Genomic DNA, 22,508 nt, shown 5'->3' on the forward strand with positions numbered 1-22,508 from the left:
TAATATGCCCTTTATTATACCCAAATATTATCTCCTAATATTATCGCCATTCATAGTTTTCAACTGTTCTTCGAAAGAACCGGATAACCCTTCAGACCAGGAAAAAATAGCTTTTGTAAAAACGCTTGGCGGTACAAATAATGATAGTGGCCGATCCATAATAAAAACTGCAGATGGCGGATATGCCATCGCGGGCTATACCCAAAGTGTAGATGGAAATGTTACCGATAAATCAAACACCAGTTTCGATTATTGGTTGTTGAAATTTGATGCTAATGATATCATACAATGGCAAAAGACTTATGGAGGCACAGATGAAGATAGAGCAAACGATATGGTCCAAGCTACAGATGGTGGATTTGCCATTTTAGGATTTAGTAAAAGTTCTGACGGTGATGTAACGGCCAATGAGGGCTTAACCGATTTTTGGTTAACTAAATTGAATCCAAATGGCGAAATAACTTGGCAAAAGCAATTTGGGTTTTCTGGGGCAGACAATGGTATTTCTTTTATTCCCACTAATGATGGAGGATATTTACTCACTGGAATTCTTGATGTTACGGCTTCAAATGGGCTTGGCAACAGTAAAACAGTTGCTGCAAAGCGGCATGCTGGTGGAGATTATTGGGCCATTAAATTGGATGCTTCTGGAGTCCGACAATGGAGTAGATATTACGGCGGCACCTTTACCGACACTCCAAATGGAGTGGTTCAAACTCAAGACAACGGTTACATTATGGTTGGCTTTTCAGATAGTACCGATGTGGACATTTCCAATAATCTTGGCACCTATGACTTTTGGGTCATTAAAATTTCGGAAACCGGAGCGCTAATTTGGGAAAAATCCTTCGGGGGTAGTGAAATTGATGAAGCTTGGGCCATAACGGACTCTGGTGATGGTAATTATCTCATTGTGGGTAATACTAGAAGCGACGACAAAAATGTTTCTCAAAATAATGGTGCTGCAGATTTATGGCTTATAAAAATAAATGATAATGGCAATTTACTTTGGGAAAAAAGCCTTGGAGGAAGCAATTTTGATGTGGGCAGATCCATTTCTAAAACCCATGATAATGGCTTTATAATATCAGGAAATTCACGAAGTGAAAATGGAAACGTATCGGAAAATAAAGGTCAGAATGATGTCTGGGTGATTAAAATAGATGACGAGTCCAACATACTTTGGCAAAAAACTATTGGAGGCTCCAATATTGATCTCGCCTTTGATGCTGTCGAATTAGAGGACAAGAGTATTATGGTCGTGGGAGAGTCTAATAGTGCCGATCAAGATATTAAAGAAAATAAAGGATTTACCGATTTACTAATTATTAAAGCCATTGAATAGAAAAGTCTGCATACTACTTGTTCTTCTATCTCTTTTATCTTGCCATACCGATAGCGATGATAAAATATCTAATGTTACCATTTCTTTCCATTTCTCACATCTTTGGGATGGCACACCGGTAACAAACGAAGATTTTAATGATATCAAGTTTACTATTGAAAATGGAGAACGACTGAGTATAGAGCGACTGCGCTATTTAATTTCGGACCTTACATTTACGAATCCAAATGGAGATGTTTGGGTTATTGATGCTTATAATTTGGTAGATGTTACCAATGCTGAAAACTTGACGTTTTCACCTGAAAGTTCCATTCCTGGTGGCGTGTATTCGAATGTATCTTTTACATTCGGTCTTAAAAACGAAAAAAATATGGACGGGGTCTATCCGGATCTTAACTCGACCTCCTGGAATGTTCCCCAAATTTTAGGTGGAGGTTATCACTATATGCAATTTGACGGAAAATTTTTAACCAACACCAACGTCGAGCAGGGATATAATTATCATGCCATTAGAGCAGTAGATAATTCGGGAGACCAAATAACATATCCACAGGACACCTTCATCATTGTTAATTTAGGCCCGGTTACCCTAATCAATAATGCCATGTTCCAAATAGAAATGAATATCGCTGAGTGGTTTAAAAACCCTAATACCTGGGATTTAAGCAGCTTGAACCAAATGTTAATGCCAAATCCCACTGCCCAAATAATGATGTATGAAAATGGACAAAATGTCTTTAGCTTAAAATCTGTGGAATCATCCCCATAAAGTGGTTAAAAATTGAAATGAGATATAGAAGGCTTCAACAAAAAATAACTTAGTATAAAATCTTGCAACACTGGTTAGCACATATTAGTTTGTTTCTGACACTGATTGGACTCTCCTGTTCCAATGAAGGTGTAGATGCCTATAGCCCTACACCAAGTTCTTTAAAGATCCCTCCTTTATTTCAAGAAAAAATATTAAACCCGATACTACCTAGTGATAATCCGCAAACCGTTGAAGGCATCACCCTGGGTAAAAAGCTCTTTTTTGATCCCCTATTATCAGGTGACAACACACAAGCTTGTGCCGATTGTCACATGGCCAAAAACGCCTTTACCGATACTCGAAGATTCAGTGAGGGCATAGATGGTTCCATGGGAACAAGAAATTCAATGCCTTTATTTAATTTGGCCTGGAATTACGATGAAAAATTCTTTTGGGACGGTCGCGTTTTTAGTTTGGAACATCAGGCCTTTCAGCCTGTAACTGATCCCGGAGAAATGAAAAGCACATGGGTACAAGTTGTTCAGAAACTGGAACAGCATCCGGAGTATCCCGTTTTATTCCGGCGTGCATTTGGCCAATCAAGCATAGATTCCATTTTAGTTACCCGAGCTATTGCTCAATTTGAGCGCACATTGATCTCCTCCAATTCCAAATTTGATAAATTCCTTATGGGGAAATCCACCCTAACTGTAGAAGAACAAAACGGGTTTGATGTGTTTATGGATGAAAACAGGGGCGATTGCTTTCATTGTCATGGTAGCGATAACAATCCCCTTTGGACGGATAATTTATTTCATAATAATGGTTTAGATGAGACATTTACAGATTTAGGTTTAGGCAAATTTACAGGTGATCCTGCCGATAATGGAAAATTTAAAACCCCATCGCTTCGCAATCTGGCATTCACGGCGCCGTATATGCATGATGGGAGATTTACAACATTGGAAGATGTTATTAACCACTACAGCGAGGGTCTAAAACATTCTCCAACCATAGACCCGTTAATGAAAAAAGTAGCACAAGGCGGTGTGCAATTATCAGCCCAAGATAAAGCCGATTTAAAAGCCTTTCTCTTATCGCTATCGGATTTTGAATTCGTCATTAATCCTGACTTCAATACCCAATAACAAAAAACTATCAACCCATATACCAATATAATGTTAGGTTATATGGTTTTGCAGGACTTATATTGTATATTTGCACTCTATTTAGAAGAAATCTAATTAAGGATATGATTAAAGTTTCAGAAACAGCTAAAAAAAAGGTCATTGAACTTATGACTGAGGATGGCTATAACCCATCAACAGATTATATTCGTGTTGGCGTAAAAAGCGGGGGTTGTTCTGGACTATCTTACGATTTAAAGTTCGATAGGGAACAACAGGATGGTGACAAATTATTCGAAGATAACGGGGTTAAGATAATTGTAGATAAAAAAAGCTTTTTGTACCTTATAGGGACAACCTTAGAATATTCTGGAGGATTAAACGGTTCCGGTTTCGTATTCAATAACCCCAATGCCAATCGTACTTGTGGATGTGGGGAATCTTTTTCACTATAGCACGATTTGTCCTTCCCTATCAATTAATTTTAAAACCCAGCTCAACAGATGAGTAAATATACCGAAGACGATTTAAGAGAAGAACTGAAAACCAAGGAATATGAATACGGTTTTTACACCGATATTGAATCAGATACGTTCCCCAATGGTTTAAATGAAGCTGTCGTTAAGGCTATTTCAATAAAGAAAGAAGAACCCGAATGGATGACCGAATGGCGTTTGGAATCTTTTAGAATTTGGCAGCAAATGACCGAACCGGAATGGGCTAACGTTAAATATAAAAAACCTGATTTTCAGGCCATTTCCTACTATTCCGCTCCAAATAAAAAGCCAAAATATAACAGTTTAGATGAAGTAGACCCGGAATTGTTAGAAACTTTCAACAAATTGGGAATTTCCTTGGACGAACAAAAACAATTAGCCGGTGTTGCCATGGATGTGGTTGTCGATTCGGTTTCGGTAGCAACGACCTTCAAAAAAACCTTAGCCGAGCAAGGTATTATTTTTATGAGTATTTCAGAGGCCATCAAGGAGCATCCTGAACTTGTAAAAAAATATATTGGTACCGTTGTCCCTCAAAAGGATAATTTTTATGCGGCCTTAAACAGTGCCGTGTTTAGTGATGGCAGTTTTTGTTACATCCCCAAGGGTGTAAAATGCCCTATGGAGCTGTCCACTTATTTTAGAATTAATCAAGCCGGCACAGGACAGTTTGAACGAACATTGGTCATTGCAGACGAAGGCAGCTACGTCAGTTATCTTGAAGGCTGTACGGCACCAAGTAGGGATGAAAATCAATTGCACGCTGCAGTAGTGGAGCTTATTGCTTTAGAAGATGCCGAAATTAAATACAGTACGGTTCAAAACTGGTTTCCAGGAGATGCTAAAGGAAAAGGTGGGGTTTTCAACTTTGTAACCAAAAGAGGACTTTGTGAAAAGAATGCCAAAATCTCATGGACACAGGTTGAAACAGGATCGGCCATAACATGGAAATATCCAAGCTGTGTGTTAAAAGGTGATAATTCCGTAGGTGAGTTTTACTCTATCGCAGTAACCAATAATTACCAACAGGCTGATACCGGCACTAAAATGATTCATTTGGGGAAAAATACAAAATCCACTATTATATCCAAGGGAATTTCGGCAGGGAAGTCTCAAAATAGTTACCGTGGATTAGTACAAATAAACTCTCGAGCCGATAATGCACGAAATTTTTCGCAATGCGATAGCTTATTAATGGGGAATGAATGTGGGGCACATACGTTTCCTTATATTGAAGCCAAAAATAAATCGGCTAAAATTGAGCATGAGGCCACTACCAGTAAAATTGGTGAAGATCAAATTTTTTATTGTAACCAGCGTGGTATAGATACCGAAAAAGCAATCGCTCTCATTGTTAACGGTTTTAGTAAAGAGGTGTTGAACAAACTCCCCATGGAATTTGCTGTTGAAGCCCAAAAATTATTGGAAATAAGTTTAGAAGGATCTGTAGGGTAATAAGTAAATATTTAAGATCCATCAGGTATTATATTGACACAATAACATGATAAAAAGAGCATTATTTATAATTGTAGCTATGGCCATATTGTTAAGCTGCAAAAATGAAACCAAATCAACCCAGGAGGAACTTACAAATACTGCTGATGGTCCGGAGCGCACTGCAAAACAAAGCGATGGTTTAACCCTATTAAAGGGCGAATTTGTCTACTTTGATGGTGCAGCTGTATTGCAAACCCATGCGGACATCTATGGCGTTTTTATAACAGATAAAATGCGGGAATTGGACAAATTGGTACAGCCTTATAAAACCGTGCCAACCGATATGGTTCCGGTAGAAATTAGAGGAAAAATTACGGACAAAAAAGATAATGTAATTCTTTGGGAACACAAAGTAGAGATCGTGGAAATACTCCATATTTATGAGCCCAAAAAAGAAAATAATGATGTCGTGAACTTAAGCAATTAAAAATTAAAGATTTTAATATAATGATATGCTAAAAATTGAAAATTTACACGCAAGTGTTGAAGATAAGAACATATTACAAGGTATTAACCTTGAAGTGAATGCAGGTGAAGTACATGCTATTATGGGTCCCAATGGATCTGGAAAAAGCACTTTGGCATCGGTCATAGCAGGTAAGGAAGACTATGAAGTAACCAAAGGTAGTATTCAATTTAATGGTGAAGATATCGAGGAATTAGATGCCGAAGAGCGCGCCCATAAAGGCGTGTTCATGTCCTTTCAATATCCCGTTGAAATTCCAGGAGTGTCGGTTACCAACTTTATTAAAACAGCCATAAACGAATCGCGTAAAGCACAGGGTTTGGAGGAGATGTCTGCAAAAGATATGCTAAAACTTATCCGTGAAAAGGCTGATTTGTTAGAAATTGACAGAAAATTTTTATCCCGTTCACTTAATGAAGGGTTTTCAGGCGGTGAGAAAAAGCGAAATGAAATTTTCCAGATGGCTATGCTTGACCCTAAATTAGCCATTCTTGATGAGACCGATTCTGGTTTGGATATCGATGCATTGCGAATTGTGGCCAATGGCGTCAATAAATTAAGGAGTAAAGACAAAGCCATTATTGTAATTACGCACTATCAAAGGCTTCTAGATTACATTATACCTGATTTTGTTCATGTCTTGCACAATGGTAAGATCGTAAAATCTGGCACTAAAGAATTAGCTCATGAACTCGAAGAAAAAGGTTACGATTGGGTGAAGGAAGGCGCAAGTGTGTAAGGAATTTTGGTATTCCTGCTAAGGCAGGAATACCTATTAATAGCATTTAATTACAATTTAAAAAATTCCTGCCTTAGCAGAAACTAAAGTAATATGGATTTAAAAGAAAAACTATTATCATCCTTCATGATTTTTGAGGACAAAGTAGATGCAGATACCTATGTCCACAATGTGAGAAATGATGCTATAAAAACATTTGAAGAAAAAGGATTCCCTACAAAAAAGGAGGAAGCTTGGAAATATACCAGTTTAAATAAAATTTTAAAAGAAGATTATAGCGTATTTCCAAAACAGGAAAATGCTTTGGAGTATAGGGATGTGAAAAAATATTTTATTCATGACATAGACACCTATAAAATTGTGTTTATTGATGGTAAATATTCATCGCATTTGTCACAAACGACACATGAGGGTATGGATGTTTGTTTAATGTCCGCTGCTTTTTCTAAACCTAAATACCGATTGGTCATTGAGAACTATTTTAATAAAGCGGCAGGTAAAGACGGTTTATCCTCGTTAAACACGGCATTTTCGAGTGAAGGCGCATACATTTTTATCCCAAAAAACAAGTTGGTAGAAAAACCTATTCAAATTATTCACCTGTCAACTGGAAACGAATCTGCTTTAATGCTCCAACCAAGAAATTTAATTGTAATTGGAGAAAATTCATATGTGCAAATTATAGAACGCCATCAAAGTTTAACCGATAACCCTGTTTTAACCAACAGTGTCACTGAGATTTTTACCAAAAAACGTGCTATTGTAGACTACTATAAAATTCAGAATGATAATTTAAATGCCTCATTGATAGACAATACATTTATCAAGCAACAACAAGAGAGCATTGCCTCAATGCATACGTTTTCATTTGGCGGTAATTTAACGCGTAACAACCTTAATTTCTATCAGGAAGGTGAACGTATTGATTCTACTTTAAAGGGTGTTACCATTATTGGTGACAAGCAGCATGTAGATCACAATACACTAGTGCATCACCTAGAACCGAACTGCGAGAGTCATCAGGATTATAAAGGTATTTTTTCTGACAGCTCCACGGGGGTGTTCAATGGTAAAGTGATTGTTGAAAAGGAGGCCCAAAAAACAAATGCATTTCAGGCCAACAATAATATTTTGGTTAATGACAGAGCGACCATAAACACCAAACCCCAACTGGAAATATTCGCAGATGATGTAAAGTGCTCACATGGTTGTACCATTGGGCAATTGGATGAAAATGCTCTCTTTTATTTACGCACACGGGGTATCCCCGAAAAAGAGGCCAAAGCGCTATTAATGTATGCCTTTAGCAATAATGTGCTGAGTTCTGTGAAAATAGCCGAACTAAAACAACGCATCACGAAAATCATTGCTAATAAGTTGGGAGTCAGTATTGGGTTCGATTTATAATATTTCTTGAAGCTGTTTCCCGTTTTCAGCAGTCGTTCTTAAACTTTTATCTCCGCTATATTAGCTGTGACAGTTTAAGTAGCTTTAACAAACGCCGCAGAAGGAGCTTAAACAAAAATTCATGTTCAACATAGAAGACATCCGAAAAGACTTCCCAATTCTTTCCCGTAAAGTTAATGGGAAACCTTTGGTATATTTCGATAATGCCGCTACATCTCAAACCCCCAAACAGGTTATTGATTGTATAGTGGCCTACTATTCGAATTACAATGCCAATATTCATCGGGGAGTGCACCGTTTAAGTCAGGAGGCCACAGATGCCTACGAACATGCCCGTAAAACAATACAAAGGCATTTCAATGCAAAGTATACCCATGAAATCATTTTCACGTCAGGAACAACCCATGGTATTAATCTAGTAGCTCATGGATTTTCTTCCTTTTTAAAGCCTGATGATGAGATTATAGTTTCGGCTCTTGAACACCACAGTAATATTGTGCCCTGGCAAATGCTTTGTGAGCAAACAGGGGCGACTTTAAAAGTCATTCCTATGAATGAGGATGGCGAATTGGTGATGTCAGAATATATAAAACTTCTTTCAAGCCATACCAAGCTGGTATTTGTAAACCATATTTCCAATGCCTTAGGCACTATAAACCCCATTGCGCATATTATTGAACAGGCACACCAAGTTGGTGCCGCCGTTTTAATTGATGGAGCACAAGCTTGTCCGCACATAAGACCGGATGTACAAGAACTCGATGTTGATTTCTATGTCGCCTCGGCTCATAAAATGTGTGGCCCCACGGGTGTAGGGATCCTGTATGGAAAGGAATCATGGCTAAATACACTTCCTCCTTATCAAGGAGGTGGAGAAATGATAGCCGAAGTAACCTTTGAAAAAACCACTTATGCCGATTTACCGCATAAATTTGAGGCAGGAACTCCCAACATTTGTGGGGGTATTGCTTTTGGTGCAGCAATTGATTATTTGAACGGGATTGGTTTTAAAAGTATTGAAGCCTATGAAAATGATCTTCTTGATTATGCCACTCAAAAGCTTTTAGACATTAAAGGTTTAAAAATATACGGTACATCAAAGCATAAAACCTCGGTCATTTCATTTAATTTGGAAGGCATTCATCCTTATGATGTGGGTACCATTTTAGATAAACTGGGTATTGCGGTACGTACCGGACACCATTGTGCACAACCTATAATGGACTATTATAAAATCCCCGGTACGGTTCGTGCCTCGTTCGCTTTTTACAACACCAAATCCGAAATAGATGCTTTAGTGGAGGGCATTAAAAAAGCCCAAACAATGCTGTCATAAGGGATTACTTTTTTTACTATCAGGGCAATAACAATTAATATATTGGTGTTTTTATCGAATACTTTATACCTATAAACAAATTTTGTCATAGCTTTAATAATAATTTATAATTTAGTGTTATCCGTATAAAAAACCATAACAAATGAACACTTATCTATTAAAAATTACAACTGTTTTATTATTGGTATCGTCGTGTAACAGTTATGACATGGATCCTGCGCAACAACAAATGGATATTGACATGAGTGACTTTTTTGTCTATACCGAAACGCCTTCAGATTTATTGTCAAAAACAACAGCAAGCAAAACCGATAAACGAAGTTGTTATACCATGCTTAACTTAAACAGGCTTTTGGATGAAAATCCGGGTCTGGAAAAACGCATGTATGCCATAGAGTACCAGACAAGAAAATTTATGGCTTCAAAAAAGCCCTCCGGCACACCAGGTAGCGGCCCTCCAGGCAGCAACCAAGATCCAACCCCCGAACCCTCGATTCCCTACGATGGAACTGTATATATTCCTGTTGTTGTGAATATTATTGAAAAATATAACAATGAAGTCAGCGATGCCCAGATTACGTCACAAATAGATATTTTAAATGAGGATTTTAATAATGCCAACTCCAATACCGCTGGTGTTCCCGACGTATTTAAAAATTTGGTGGCCAATTATAATATTCAATTTCGAAGAGCTGCTGTTAATAGAATAGTTTCCAGTAAAAACAGCTGGGGCACAAGAGATGCCATGAAATCCTCAAAGAAGGGAGGAATTGATGCAACCGACCCGTCACATAATTTAAATATTTGGGTTTGTGAAATAGGTGGGGGTATTTTAGGATATGCACAATTCCCTGGCGGCCCCGAACAAACGGATGGTGTCGTAATTGGCACCGACTATTTTGGCGAAACTACAGGTCCATATGGTGATGGAAGAACCGCAACCCATGAAATTGGCCATTGGTTGAACCTGAGACATATTTGGGGCGATGGCGGATGTTCTGTCGATGATTTTGTAGAGGATACGCCCGTTTCCAATGGTCCAAATTATGGCTGTCCCGGTGAAACCATAAATTGCGGATCTATAGATATGACCATGAACTACATGGATTATGTATATGATGACTGTATGTACATGTTTACTATTGATCAAAATACACGATCGCGAGCGTTATTTGCAAGTGATGGCTACAGAAGTAGTTTTGTCACTTCAAACTAAACTCTTTTTAATAAAAAACGAAAAGCGCCCGGTTTGGCGCTTTTTTTGTACATTAAACCTAAACTGTTTGAAATACTTATGAAACTTCATTTAGTGCTATTGAGTTTAATTATGTTGACATGCTGTTGGGGCCCTTCAGAATTTACTTTATTGATGAAACTTCAACAAGACGATCATATGGATAAAACACTACATGGGAATTACCTCATAAAGGAACTGGGTAAATCAGATGTCTCTATTTATAATCTTAACATGACCTTCACAACCAATTCTAACCAGGTTTTTGGTTATTCGGGTTGCAACCGGTTTTTCGGTAATTTTTCCATTACAGGTAATAACATAGTATTTCGGCATTTAGGTATGACCAAAATGATCTGTAACGATGAATCCAATCGTATAGAAAAAAAACTTTTCGATGTATTACAAGATGTTAATGTTTTGCTGTTTAGTGAGAATGGTGTGTCATTTGCTAAAAATAAAACCATACTGTTACGGGCCACGAAAGAAATGCAGGAAGACAGCCTAAGAATTGAATATGCTGCCTCCTCCAGAGGCTTTTACAAGCATATTGTGATTACACATAAAACCATTTCAACCGAAACCAAAAGAGGAGAAAATGCGCTAATTAAAGCGTGCTCCTCTTCAGATTGGGAACGCCTAACCCAGGCATTACAGGAGATTGATCTTGCCGCTATCCCAGACCTCGATCCCCCTTCAAAGCACCATCAGTTTGATGCTGCAGCTGTTGCCCGATTAACTGTAAAGATCAAGGGAAAGACCTACAAAACACAAACATTCGATGATGGTAACCCCCCGAAAGAAATTGCCAAACTTGTTAAAGAAATCTTATCAATTTCAGAAAACATTGAATAGCAACATTTGTTGTTGTATTTTTGCATAAAAATTTATGATTGTGACTATAGAATCTATACAAAATGAAATAATTGACGAATTCTCCATGTTTGAAGATTGGGAAGAACGCTACCAATATATGATCGATTTGGGAAAAGAATTACCCTTAATTGAAGAGCAGTACAAAACGGAAAGCAATATTATTAAGGGTTGCCAAAGCAAGGTTTGGGTGCATGCTGAAATGAAAGATGATAAAGTAATATTTACTGCAGATAGTGATGCCATTATCACCAAAGGTATTATCGCCATATTAATACGCGTGTTTTCAAATCAGCATCCAAAGGACATTATTGATGCCGATACCAGTTTTATAGATGACATCGGATTAAAAGAACACCTATCACCTACTCGCGCCAATGGCTTGGTGAGTATGATAAAACAACTGAAAATGTATGCCATAGCATACCAAACGCAATTAAATTAATATTATGAGCAATACTATAGATACTGCCTTATTAGGTGAAAAAATAGTGAACGTTTTAAAAACGATATACGACCCTGAAATCCCAGTGGACATATATGAACTTGGACTCATCTACGATGTGTTTGTTAATGAAGATTACGATGTAAAAATTCTAATGACCTTAACGACACCCAACTGTCCGGTAGCCGAAACATTACCTCTTGAAGTAGAAGAAAAAGTTAAATCTCTGGACGCTGTTAAAAGTGCAGAAGTAGAGATCACATTTGATCCCCCTTGGACCCAAGAACTAATGAGTGAAGAAGCCAAATTGGAATTGGGAATGTTGTAAAAAATGATACACTTTAGACTTATTGATCGGCATAACCTTAATAAACTCTCTTTATGAAGGACGACATCATAAATCGGGTAGCGAATAGTAAATTAATGACCCTGGATCTAGAAGATTACTATCCCAAGGGGAAACGCATCTTGTTGGATTTAAAAGAATGGCTTTTTGAAGGGTTGGTATTACGTGAAAAAGCGTTTAGAGAGATGGCCTCAGAACACGATTGGTCTCAATACCAAGATACCTATGTGGCGGTAACCTGTAGTAGTGATGCAATAATTCCGGGCTGGGCCTATATGCTATTGGGTATTCAATTAGAACCCTTTGCTAAACAGGTGGTTGTTGGGGACCTTGAAGCTCTGGAAACAGCAATATATCAGGAAGTATTGAACAGGCTTGATCTTTCAGCATTCAAGAATAAGCCGGTCATCATTAAAGGATGTTCTAAAAAACCTGTCCCCAGAAATGCCTATATAATGGCCATAAATAAGCTTAAACCCATAGCCACATCCATCATGTATGGAGAGGCATGTTCTTCAGTTCCCCTATATAAAAAGAAGGCAACTTGAGTTTATTTGATATTTAATCGTTCTTAAATATTATCTTTGCCTAAATTTTTAATCCCAAGAATAAATGAAATATTTAGTACTCACTGCGTTTTTATGTTTTGCAAACTGGTCAATTTATGCACAAACTAAGGAAGAACTACAAGCAAAAAAAGCTGAAAAACAGGCTGAGGCTGATGCGGCATTAAAAGAAGTAAAAGCCATTCAATCCCAAATAGATGCTTTACCGGGCTGGCGTATTGGAGCCTTTGGCACCATTGGCGGTAGCTTGTCCAACTTTAACAACTGGTACGCCCAAGGGGCACCGAACAACGCTTCAGGGAATTTTGGTATTTCCTTTAATGGATATGCCAATCTCATTGAGGAAAAATTCTTTTGGCGAAATGCATTGTCTGCCAATTTAAACTGGCTGAAATTTGATAATAAGGACATTGATACCGACGATAGTAGTTTTAACCCCACTACCGATGTTTTTAACCTATCTTCACTTTATGGTCGAAACCTGAGTAAGGTTTTTGCGCTATCCGGACTCATGGAATACCGAACCACCCTTCTTGATAATTTTAACGATCCCGGCTATTTGGATGTTGGAATTGGGGCTACCTGGTCCCCTATTAAAAATCTAATAGTGGTTGTCCATCCATTAAACTATAACTTCGTATTTAGTAGTGGTGATACTGTTTTTGAATCTTCAATGGGGGCAAAAATAGTTGCGGATTATACCAGGCAAATTGGTGCCATAAATTTTAAAACCAATTTGTCCATGTTCCAAAGCTATAAAAGCGCCGATTACTCGAACTGGACCTGGACCAATTCTTTTGGTTATACCCTTTGGAAAATGATAGGTATTGGTTTCGATTTTGGTTTGCGAAGTAATAAACAAGAGGCTCTGAATTATGCCTTGGGACAATACGATCCGCTTGCGGTTCCAACTCAAACCGAGCCAACTTTTGACAATATTGACAATAAATTGCAAACCTACTACACGATTGGTTTAAGCTACAAGTTTTAAAGTATTGAGGTCTTAAAATTCAAAACGAATGCTTTTCCAGTTGCTTACTTGTTCCCTTTAAAAGTCTTTTTTTGGCGCTTAGATCTGAACAAGCGTTCTAAAAAACTATCTCTTTTTTCAGGTTTACAGTCAAGGTCTTTAATGACCTGAGATGAGCTAACTTCAAATTTAGATTTTGTAATGATGTCAAACTTTGAATCTGCATTTAGTTTTTGGTAGAACTTGGCGAAAATGGGTAATGCAGAATTAGCCCCCTGTCCCAATTTAGTGGAACTAAATCCGATATTATGATTATCATTACCAACCCAAGTTACAGTAACTAACTTTGGGGTAATTCCCACAAACCAGCCGTCCTTATTGTTCTGCGTGGTCCCGGTCTTTCCAGCAATATCATTTTTTAAATTATAGACGTGTCTTATCCTTGAAGCCGTGCCATGGTTAACCGTAGATTTCATTATTTCCAACAAGACCTGCCGCGTATAATTACTGTATGCAGGTGTAAGGGCGACTTTAGGCTTTATGGAAGCAATAACCTTTCCAGCTCGATCTCTAATTTGCGTAATACTGTATGGTTTTACAAACTTACCATCATTCACATAACTGGCATATGCCCCTGTAACTTCCTTTAAAGTAACTTCAGCTACCCCTAAAGCCAGAGACGGTTCATGAGGTAATTTTTTTGAAATGCCTAATTTTTGGGTTAGCTCAATAACCTTAGAAATCCCAACCTTGTTCAAAACTTTTACAGCTATGGTATTGACTGAATTACTTAAAGCCCTTTCCAAGCTATAATTTAAATACTGATCTTCTGTTTCTTCACCGGAATTTGTTGGTGTCCAATTATCATAATTGGTATAGGTGATGGGTCTTACTGAAAAATAAGTACAAGGATTCATCCCATTTTCTATGGCTGCAGTGAACACAATAGGCTTAAATGTTGAGCCCATTTGCCTTTGACTTTGTGAAATATGGTCGAATTTAAAATACCTATAATCTATACCTCCCACGTAAGTTCTTATCGCTCCGGTAGCAGGTTCAATTGATAACATTCCTGTATTTAAAAATTTTAAGAAATGTTGTAAACTATCCGTTACGGTCAGTTCCTTTATGGTGTCACCTTCCCACCTGAAAAGTTCTATTTTTCGTTTTTTATTTAAAGAATCCTGTATTTGTTTGTTATTTAATTTTGCGTTCAAATACGATTTATAGACCGGTAAATTTCTTAATGCGGCATGAATCAGCTTAGTATTTGTTACCCATGGTGCCCTGTCGCCAAAAGCGCTTTCAAAATTACGCTGCAATACCATTAAGTGTTCTCTCATAGACGCTTCTGCAAGTTCTTGCATGGTGGCATCTAAAGTGGTATACACTTGTAACCCATCCTTATACAAATCGTAAGGTTCGCCATCAGGTTTTTTTAAAGAATCTAAAATAGTTTCTAACTCTCTTTTAACCTGTTCTCTAAAATAAGATGCCAAACCTACATTATGGTTGAAGGATCTAAATTGTAATTTTATACTATCCTGTGCTAATAGGTCTAAAGAATCCTTGGAGAGATATTGGTATTTAACCATTTGATGTAAGACGACATTTCTTCTTTCTTGACAACGTTTTGGGTGTAATCTGGGGTTATAATAAGTATTAGCCTTTAAAGTCCCAATTAAAACGGCCGATTCCGCTAACGATAAATCTATAGCCGATTTATTAAAAAACTTTTGGGCGGCACTCTCAATACCATAGGTATTATCAGGAAAAGGTACGGTATTCAGGTATAGTGTTAAAATTTCTTTTTTATTGTAAATCTCTTCAATCCGTCGCGCTATTACAGACTCCCTGAGCTTATTAATAACCAAACTGGCAAAGGCGTAATCTTTACGTCCAAATAAGTTTTTCGCCAATTGAAGTGTGATGGTGCTTCCTCCTCCCGAAGATTTATCCTGTAGGAGAATAGACTTAAAAAACACCCTAAATAAACTAATATTATCAATGCCATCGTGTTCATAAAAGCGAATATCCTCTGTGGCGATTAGAGCATCTATGAGATGTTTTGGAATATCTTGATATTCCAGTGGCTGTCTGTCATAAATAAAATATTTCCCAAAAAGTTGCCCATTTCGATCATACAATTCGGTAGCAGCCTCTTGTTTTATGGAGCTAAGTTCTTTTTTAGAGGGGATGACTCCAAAAGCCCCCAGATAAATACTGATATAAAACCCTATAAAAGCTACAAGTACACCACCAAGGACTATAAACGACCACTTTAGCTTATTTTTTCCCGGACCCGTTTTAATCCATTTGAATGCTTTGGTGTCTTTTATCCTTTCAAAGGATACGTTATGTTTCTCCGTATGCTTTGGCATTTAATCATTGCTTTCTTGATAGTCTGGATATAAAAAGTTGTTATATGGAAAACGTGTCACATGAATTTTTCTTACTTCATCATACACTCGTTTTTTAAACTCCTCCAAGTTTTTTTTGTTCAGTGCTGATATAAAAAGTGCATTCTTCCCCACTTTACCCATCCAGGTATTCTTCCACTCCTCCAAAGAGTAATGCCGTTCTGTTTTTTCAACTTCCAAATCGTCTTCATCAATGGGTTCGGCTCTATAAGCATCAATTTTATTAAAAACCATGATAGTAGGCTTATTACTACTATCGATCTCCCCTAAAATTTTATTTACAGATTCTATGTGTTCTTCAAAATTAGGATGTGAAATATCCACAACATGCAACAATAGGTCTGCCTCACGAACCTCATCCAGAGTACTTTTAAAGCTTTCAACCAGTTGTGTAGGCAATTTTCGAATAAATCCGACAGTGTCACTTAATAGAAAGGGCAGGTTTTGAATAACCACTTTACGAACGGTCGTATCCAGGGTAGCAAATAATTTGTTTTCTGCAAACACCTCACTTTTACTAATTACGTTCATCAAGGTAGATTTACCAACATTAGTGTAACCTACCAATGCTACACGCACCATTTTGCCACGGTTACCGCGTTGTACCGACATTTGTTTATCGATGGTTTTAATGCGCTCTTTTAACAAAGCAATTTTATCCCGAACGATACGTCTGTCGGTTTCAATTTCAGTTTCACCAGGACCACGCATTCCAATACCTCCTTTTTGGCGTTCCAAGTGGGTCCACATACCTCTTAATCGTGGCAGCAGGTATTCGCATTGTGCCAGCTCAACCTGGGTACGGGCATAACTTGTCTGAGCACGTTGAGCAAATATATCGAGGATCAAATTAGTCCTATCCAATACCTTTACGTTTAGAATTTTACTGATATTTCGCTCTTGAGCTGCCGATAGTTCATCATCAAAAATGGCCGTACCAATATTGTTGTCATCAATAAAACGGCGAACATCGTCCATTTTTCCAGAACCTATAAAAGTTCGTGGGTTAGGCATGTCCATTTTTTGAGTAAAACGTTTAATGACTTCACCACCAGCCGTATAGGTTAAAAATTCCAACTCATCCAAATATTCTTTAGATTTATTTTCGTCTTGCTCTTTTGTAATTATACCTATTAATACGGCTCTTTCTAACTCAATTTCCTTTTTCTCAATCATATTATCAAATAATACGCAAAGTTACGTAATTACAGACATTTTAATTTTTATATTTTTAAGGAATAATTTATGAATGACGGCATACACGAAATATGATATTGTTCGGCACGACATGCAAACTATTGCATTTTATAACCTAGAAAATTTATTCAATCTTGTTGATGACACCCTTAGCAATGATCCAGATTTATTGCCAAGATCACCCAAAAAATGGACGCATAGACGCTACCAAAACAAACTGAGAAAATTAGGCTTCGCCATTGGGAATATAGGTAAAAAAGAAACAGGCAAACATCCCGCTATTGTGGGGTTGGCAGAAGTTGAAAATGCCAGTGTTATTGAAGACCTTATAGCCTCTAAACCCTTAGAGGACTGTAACTACAGTTATGTCCATTATAATTCTCCCGACGAACGTGGTATGGATGTCGCCTTACTTTATGATACAACTTCTTTCGAAGTTTTAGAATCTGAAACCTTTACCATTGACCTCAGCAATGAAAGTGGATGTCCTGAATATACCAGGGATATTTTATTGGTCACCGGGACTCTGGATGCAGAACTAATCCATGTTGTAATTAACCATTGGTCTTCCAGGCGTGAAGGCATAAAAGAAACAGAAACTAAACGCCTGGCATCTTCCAGAAAATTGAGAGCCATTATCACGGCCATACAATTAAAGTTTGAAAATGCTAAAATTGTGGTTCTCGGCGATTTTAATGATGGCCCTCACAACACAAGTATCAAACAATTGGTCAAGGATCTGAACTTATATAACCCCATGGAAACATTACAATCTTATCACAGAGGTTCTGTTTTCCACTTCGGCAGGTGGAATTTATTTGATCAAATTCTATGTACTACTAATTTTTTTAACTGGTCTAAAAAAGGGTTCGAATTTCATAAAGCAGAGATTTTTGACGAAGATTTTTTAAAATTAATTAAAGGCCCCTTTAGGGGAACCCCATTTAGGACTTTTGTTGGAAAAAAATATAAAGGTGGTTACAGCGATCATTTTCCAGTGTATGCTATTTTTAAAAAATCAGATAAACTTACTGGATTAAACGAGGTAATTTAATTATTTATTAGGGTTATTCCCCCCTAACCTTGACATTATCTATTTCGTAGGTTGATGACCCTGTAACGGTGGATCTGTACCTAAATGCTATGAATAAATTACCCCCGACTGCCTCGGATACATCGATATCTCCTGAATCCTTCCAGGAAGACCAACTCCCCGTGTTCGTATCTAAATTAGCGTTGAGCATTACCCAAGTTCCATCACTATTGGGGTCACCACCTTTATAATTCGTGGACATATAAACTTCTAATGATGGTCCACTATATCGAACAACAGATTGAAATGTTAACGTAGCCGCGCTGTATGGGCTTAAATCAATTGCATTTGAGATTAACCAATCGTCATTAGGTTGATTCTCTCCATTAAACCCTGACATGGTGGCGCTATCCCTTGGGTTTCCATACGAATTATAATACCATGTTTCATCTCCAAGGGTGCTATATATCGTCCAGTTATTCAAGTTTCCTTGACTGAAGGTATCAAAAAAGACAGGATCACATCGCGCATCTGTAAAATCAATATCATCAATATCATTTAATACCATAACTTTTTCTTTACCTCCATAACTTTGGGTAATAATTCCAGATAGGGTTCCTTTGGCATCAAGTGGTAAGGGTACCTGAGTGAAATTTGCAAAGGAACTTGTTTCTATGGGAAATTCAAAGTCACTATCACAACTTCGTATATTTCGCTGCGTATCAAAATCATCGTTGGGGTCTAAAAAGGTTTTGCCTTGTAAGTCAAGATCAAATTGGACATTTTCAAAAGCCAGAAACATCCCTAAATGTGAATCGTCCACTAATGAGGGAGGAACCCCCAATGGCACAATTTCCATAGTGTTTTTTGACCTAAAAATATGATTAGGTATTTGATTTGCCGTAATTTGTCCCACATGATCACCATCTACTGTGCCTCCAATGGTTAATACTTCCAATGCATTCTTACCCAGATATAAGCCTTTTAGCTTAATATATACCTCACGTCCAATATTAAACTGATTGTACGAATCCAACTGATTTAAAACCACATTAATTCCTACTGTTGGATTTTCAGGAACATCTTGCATATAAAATTCTTTATAGAAATTTCCAGTTCTATCTGAAGAGGTGACATAACCCTTTGTAACAATATCGGATTCAATCAAAGTCACCTGACCCTTGTATAACCCTAGTAACTCAGAAAGACTTATTTCTGTTATACCACCATTTTGAAGTTCTTGAATAATCTCTTGTAACTGTGCGTTCTCTTCATTACCTAAAAGTTTAGGAATGTTGTAATCATCATCTTTCAAACACGATATCAGTGTCATAATCACAATAATTAACCGGATTTTTAATAGCTTAGCGTTCCTCATTGTTATTGTTTTCATTTCAATTTTTAAAATTGAATATTCATATTAAAAAAGTAAGTTGCCCCACGACCAAACCAATACTTTGGACCGAACACCTGTTTTGGACCAGCCAGATCCTCTCTCAATTCCTTGTAATTTGAGTTTCGCCCTTGTTCAAATCCACCTGTTTTAAATTCATTATCCAGCACATTGTTCACACTAATAAAAGCACTTATATACTGGTCTCCTATTCTCCAAGACTTTCCACCAATCAAGTTTCCTACTATATACGGATTGAACTTTTCTTGTTTTAATAGGACACTGACCAAATCTTCATCATAATTATTAAATGGCAACCCATCCTCATCCAAATAAAAATTTGAGGTTCGAATCAATTTATTAATATCTAAATAGGCATTTGAAAATACGTTTATGGTAGCTCCAAACCACCAGTTATCCGGGTCCCTATATTCAAACCCAAGCGAATAAGCCCGCTGGGGTCCACCGGCGATTTTATAATTTTTTAAATAGGACTTCCCGTAAGCAACCGTACCGTCAGCTGAGGTAAAACTTGAGGAGGTTAAATATAAATTAGGGTTGTTATTGTAAGTATATTGGCCCACAGAAGATGCGCCCTTTAATTTAATTGTTGGTGTTACTTGAGCCTCAATTCCCAATTCCAGACCAAGATGCTTTTCATTAATCCCTTGAAGCACTTCCTGCACAAATGCAGAAGTCCGGTTATCTTCAATACGCCCGCTAGCACTGAGGCCATCAGCATAATATCCACTAACATCGATAGCATCATAAATAGTGATATAATATCCTGTGAGCTTTGCCTTAACAAAAGGCGATCTAAAATGGTAACTAACATCGCCGTTCATAACCTTTTCATTAACCATATGTTTAACGACGTCATGGTTTTCCCTTACGTTAGTATAGATGTTTTGTAAATTCGGAGCTTTTGTAATATATCCCGTATTTATATTTAAAATATGCTTCCCGGAGAATTTATAGGTTAGTCCCGTTTTAATCCCTATTCCTGTAAAAGCCCATTCTCTTCCTTTACCAAGCGAGGAACTTCCCGGAAACCGACTATGTTCCCACAAACCTTCTCTTTGGTATTTTGTTTGGGTAATACGCCCTGCAAGATATAGGTCTATTTTTTTAAAGTTAAACTGACCCTGACCAAAACCTGAAATCACCTTTCCAAAAAGATTATAGGAATACCTATATTTTTCACCTTTCCCGACTAATCGATCAGGATTTTGGGCATCATATTGGTACCGATTAAAAGGATCAACATTTAATAACCCTACATTAGACCCCAATAGATTAATGACCTCGGCAAAGTTTTCAGAGATTAGCGTTTTATATTGAACGGAAGCATTTAATTGGATATGTTCGTTAAGTTTTGAGCTCAAAATAGAATTAATGGTCCATTGTTTATCATCAGTCCTATCCTCATATAACCCATAAGCGGCGTTTAGACCGCTAGTATTATTAGTTAGATTGGCATCAAAAATTCGTGACCAATCTATTTGTCCATATGTAATAATCCGTTGTTCTAATTGGTATGCCAAGGCATAATTTGGACCTTCAGGATCTGACAGGGCATAACTCGGTAATTTTTGATAATACACCGGACTTGGGTTTGCCCCGGCGGAATAATCCAATCTGGAATTTCCTAACCTTCCAGACTGATATCCAATATTGGTATTCCATTTTAAATTAGGTGAAACAGTCCAATAATGATTGAGTATAAAAATAGGCTCCTTGACGTCTTTAATACGTGAATTTCTAATTTCCCCATTTAAATAACCCCAATATTCACTGTATCTCCTCCCCTTTAAATCATAAACTTCCTGGGTGTTAGGTGACGATTTACCACGTTTATTTGGGGCATAAATGGTTAAAAAATTTATATCATGTTTGTCATTGATTTTCTTTTCAATGGAGGCAAAGAAGGACTGTGATTCGTATAAGGTCCCTTTTTGATACCCTTCATGGCCCCAACGCGTGCCTAAAGACAGGCTTAAGGACCAGTTATTTTTTGACCACCCTGATATATAGGTTGCCATCAAACGGTTTACATAGCTTCTGTTGGATGAAGAATAGGTTATTTTAAAACCGGGCCTGGATTGGGATGCTCTTAGATTGATATTCGTTGTTCCCAGCACACCACCAAAATTATACCTTGACGGACTTAATCCCCAGGTCAGCTCTTGATTACGCATCACATCATTTATACCACCCCAATTACTCCATTGTGGTCTCCCATGATAAAGTTTATTCATTTCAATACCATTAATTAAAACGGTCCCATGATCGGAATTCAAACCCCTAACCTTAAAAAAGGAAGGACTAAACTCGAAAGCAACAGCTTTTTGAAACATATCTCTTGAAGACACCAGTAAACCTGATATATTATCGGCATTGTTAGAATCCTCATTAAGCGCATCGTCCGAAAGAATTATGGTATATAACTCTAAGGAAGACACATCCTTTTCTAAAGTGATAGAATCCATATTTACCTCTTGATTTTCATTAACTACAATGGGGTATCTTTTGGTAACATATCCGTCTTTTGAAATCTTCAGGGTTTGTTCTCCTAAAGGGAGATGGGATATGAATTGGAATGCACCCAATTGGTTGGTTCGCACAGTTTGGCCTGTTTCTTCAATCGTAACCCTTACATTAATGACTGGATGCTGAGTCAATGCCTCTTTTACAATCCCTTTAATAAGCGTGGATTGCGCAAAAGTCATACATACCGAAAAAAACCCAAACCCCATACACCATACATTTCTATTCACAATTTAAATATTTTTATAATTTTTTATAGGTTAAAGATTACAAATATAATTATTTGTAGGATTTTATTATATTTGTAATAAGAAATAAT

Annotated in this window: 20 protein-coding genes; 16 read left to right on the forward strand and 4 right to left on the reverse strand. The window is 37.3% G+C overall.

What is annotated here, in order from left to right:
• Positions 1-4 precede the first annotated feature (4 nt).
• The 15 genes from MR054_RS03460 (at position 5) to MR054_RS03530 (ending at position 13,620) form a co-directional block, all read left to right on the forward strand.
• A complete protein-coding gene (locus tag MR054_RS03460) occupies positions 5-1,345 on the forward strand; it encodes an autotransporter outer membrane beta-barrel domain-containing protein (protein WP_242156190.1) in 1,341 nt (446 codons plus the stop codon).
• Complete coding sequence (locus tag MR054_RS03465) at positions 1,338-2,114, forward strand: MbnP family protein (RefSeq protein WP_242156191.1); 777 nt, start codon at positions 1,338-1,340, stop codon at positions 2,112-2,114. Before MR054_RS03460 ends, MR054_RS03465 begins: the two co-directional genes overlap by 8 nt.
• 62 nt (positions 2,115-2,176) lie before the next feature.
• The gene (locus tag MR054_RS03470; protein ID WP_276520140.1) at positions 2,177-3,244 is read left to right on the forward strand and encodes a cytochrome-c peroxidase; all 1,068 of its coding nucleotides are present in this window, start codon (positions 2,177-2,179) and stop codon (positions 3,242-3,244) included.
• 104 nt (positions 3,245-3,348) lie between these two features.
• Entirely contained in the window at positions 3,349-3,678 is a 330-nt protein-coding gene (locus MR054_RS03475; RefSeq protein ID WP_242084011.1) for a HesB/IscA family protein, read from the forward strand.
• A gap of 48 nt (positions 3,679-3,726) precedes the next feature.
• The gene (gene sufB / locus MR054_RS03480; protein ID WP_242084010.1) at positions 3,727-5,175 is read left to right on the forward strand and encodes a Fe-S cluster assembly protein SufB; all 1,449 of its coding nucleotides are present in this window, start codon (positions 3,727-3,729) and stop codon (positions 5,173-5,175) included.
• A 46-nt stretch (positions 5,176-5,221) separates the two neighbouring features.
• Positions 5,222-5,644 (forward strand): hypothetical protein, encoded by a 423-nt coding sequence (locus tag MR054_RS03485; RefSeq protein WP_242084009.1) that lies wholly within the window; start codon positions 5,222-5,224, stop codon positions 5,642-5,644.
• A 25-nt stretch (positions 5,645-5,669) separates the two neighbouring features.
• On the forward strand, positions 5,670-6,422 hold the full coding sequence (gene sufC / locus MR054_RS03490) for a Fe-S cluster assembly ATPase SufC (RefSeq protein ID WP_242084008.1): 753 nt from the start codon (positions 5,670-5,672) through the stop codon (positions 6,420-6,422).
• 93 nt (positions 6,423-6,515) lie between these two features.
• Positions 6,516-7,829, forward strand: a complete 1,314-nt coding sequence (sufD, locus tag MR054_RS03495) for a Fe-S cluster assembly protein SufD (RefSeq protein ID WP_242084007.1) — start codon at positions 6,516-6,518, stop codon at positions 7,827-7,829.
• A 121-nt stretch (positions 7,830-7,950) separates the two neighbouring features.
• A complete protein-coding gene (locus MR054_RS03500; RefSeq protein WP_242156192.1) occupies positions 7,951-9,165 on the forward strand; it encodes an aminotransferase class V-fold PLP-dependent enzyme in 1,215 nt (404 codons plus the stop codon).
• A 142-nt stretch (positions 9,166-9,307) separates the two neighbouring features.
• Complete coding sequence (locus tag MR054_RS03505) at positions 9,308-10,381, forward strand: zinc metalloprotease (protein WP_242156193.1); 1,074 nt, start codon at positions 9,308-9,310, stop codon at positions 10,379-10,381.
• 78 nt (positions 10,382-10,459) lie between these two features.
• Positions 10,460-11,254, forward strand: coding sequence for an META domain-containing protein (locus MR054_RS03510; RefSeq protein ID WP_242156194.1), 795 nt, complete (start codon positions 10,460-10,462; stop codon positions 11,252-11,254).
• 40 nt (positions 11,255-11,294) lie between these two features.
• Positions 11,295-11,717 (forward strand): SufE family protein, encoded by a 423-nt coding sequence (locus MR054_RS03515; protein WP_242156195.1) that lies wholly within the window; start codon positions 11,295-11,297, stop codon positions 11,715-11,717.
• A gap of 4 nt (positions 11,718-11,721) precedes the next feature.
• On the forward strand, positions 11,722-12,045 hold the full coding sequence (locus tag MR054_RS03520; RefSeq protein ID WP_242084002.1) for an SUF system Fe-S cluster assembly protein: 324 nt from the start codon (positions 11,722-11,724) through the stop codon (positions 12,043-12,045).
• Positions 12,046-12,098: 53 nt separating this feature from the next.
• The gene (locus MR054_RS03525; protein WP_242156196.1) at positions 12,099-12,611 is read left to right on the forward strand and encodes a DUF2480 family protein; all 513 of its coding nucleotides are present in this window, start codon (positions 12,099-12,101) and stop codon (positions 12,609-12,611) included.
• A 64-nt stretch (positions 12,612-12,675) separates the two neighbouring features.
• Positions 12,676-13,620, forward strand: coding sequence for a DUF3078 domain-containing protein (locus tag MR054_RS03530; RefSeq protein ID WP_242084000.1), 945 nt, complete (start codon positions 12,676-12,678; stop codon positions 13,618-13,620).
• A 44-nt stretch (positions 13,621-13,664) separates the two neighbouring features.
• Here the strand turns inward: MR054_RS03530 and MR054_RS03535 are convergent, their stop codons facing one another.
• Entirely contained in the window at positions 13,665-15,980 is a 2,316-nt protein-coding gene (locus MR054_RS03535; protein ID WP_242156197.1) for a penicillin-binding protein 1A, read from the reverse strand.
• Positions 15,981-17,195, reverse strand: coding sequence for a GTPase HflX (gene hflX / locus MR054_RS03540; RefSeq protein WP_242083998.1), 1,215 nt, complete (start codon positions 17,193-17,195; stop codon positions 15,981-15,983).
• A 73-nt stretch (positions 17,196-17,268) separates the two neighbouring features.
• On the opposite strand from hflX, the gene MR054_RS03545 reads away from it, so the two are divergent.
• On the forward strand, positions 17,269-18,270 hold the full coding sequence (locus MR054_RS03545; RefSeq protein WP_242156198.1) for an endonuclease/exonuclease/phosphatase family protein: 1,002 nt from the start codon (positions 17,269-17,271) through the stop codon (positions 18,268-18,270).
• A gap of 13 nt (positions 18,271-18,283) precedes the next feature.
• Here MR054_RS03545 and MR054_RS03550 read toward each other — a convergent pair whose 3' ends face one another.
• Entirely contained in the window at positions 18,284-19,642 is a 1,359-nt protein-coding gene (locus MR054_RS03550; RefSeq protein WP_242156199.1) for a DUF5689 domain-containing protein, read from the reverse strand.
• Between the two features lie 8 nt (positions 19,643-19,650).
• On the reverse strand, positions 19,651-22,419 hold the full coding sequence (locus MR054_RS03555; protein WP_338081501.1) for a carboxypeptidase regulatory-like domain-containing protein: 2,769 nt from the start codon (positions 22,417-22,419) through the stop codon (positions 19,651-19,653).
• Positions 22,420-22,508 lie beyond the last annotated feature (89 nt).

This window comes from Aestuariivivens sediminis (assembly GCF_022662105.1).
Lineage (GTDB): Bacteria > Bacteroidota > Bacteroidia > Flavobacteriales > Flavobacteriaceae > Aestuariivivens > Aestuariivivens sediminis.